Source organism: Streptococcus sp. GMD4S (assembly GCF_000296955.1).
This window is the reverse complement of record NZ_AJRE01000331.1, coordinates 1-773: the sequence shown is the minus strand read 5'-3', so window position 1 is coordinate 773 and position 773 is coordinate 1. Positions and strand designations below refer to the sequence as shown.

1 protein-coding gene and 1 pseudogene are annotated in these 773 nt (G+C 37.9%); both read right to left on the bottom strand.

The genetic code is table 11. The features are described from left to right. Positions 1-240 (bottom strand): annotated as a pseudogene (locus tag GMD4S_RS13595) (ComF family protein); the annotation flags it as partial. After that, the coding region (locus GMD4S_RS09725) for a helicase-related protein (RefSeq protein WP_000696898.1) at positions 237-773 on the bottom strand (537 nt) is incomplete at its 5' end. The gene GMD4S_RS09725 and the pseudogene GMD4S_RS13595, both read right to left, overlap by 4 nt.

Below are 773 nucleotides of genomic sequence, written 5' to 3'. Positions count from 1 at the left end.
TTGATTATAGGTAAAGATTGCCTTATGATCAACCTGAATTCCTTCTTTACACCAAAGTTTACAATCTTGACACTTAGTTGACATGCCTTTTTTCATACAGTTTGGGCAATAATTCTCACCAATCTTCTCAAAACTAGAAGCACAAGCTGAGCAAAGATAACTGCAGTCATCTTTTAAAATGAAGAGACTGCTAAAAGTCAGTTCACTCTTTGTAGTCTGGTCACATAGTAAACAGTTCATAACCCTGCCTCCTTGTTCATCTGCTTGATTTCCTTGATTGCCTTTTTGATGGAAGCATTTAATCCATCATGAAAGAAGAGCAACTCACCAGTTGGTCTATCCATACTGCGTCCAACTCGCCCTCCAATCTGAATCAAACTAGACTTGGTAAAGAGACGATGATTAGCTTCTACTACGAAAACATCTACACAAGGGAAGGTAACTCCGCGTTCCAATATTGTCGTACTGATCAGTATCGTCAACTCTCCATCTCGAAAAGCTTGCACCTGCTCTAATCGATTTTCTGTGACAGAAGATACAAAACCAATTTTCTCATCTGGGAAATACACCTGTAGTGTTTCTTTTAGTTTTTCGCCTTTCTTAATCTCTGATGTAAAAATTAGCAATGGATAACCTGTTCTTCTCTGTTTCTCAATATAAGTCTTTAACTTGGTTGATAACTGGCTTTTCTCTAAACAGCGATTAAAATCCGATAACCAGACTGGTTTAGGAATAATCAAAGGATTTCCATGAAACCGTCTCGGCAAGCTTAA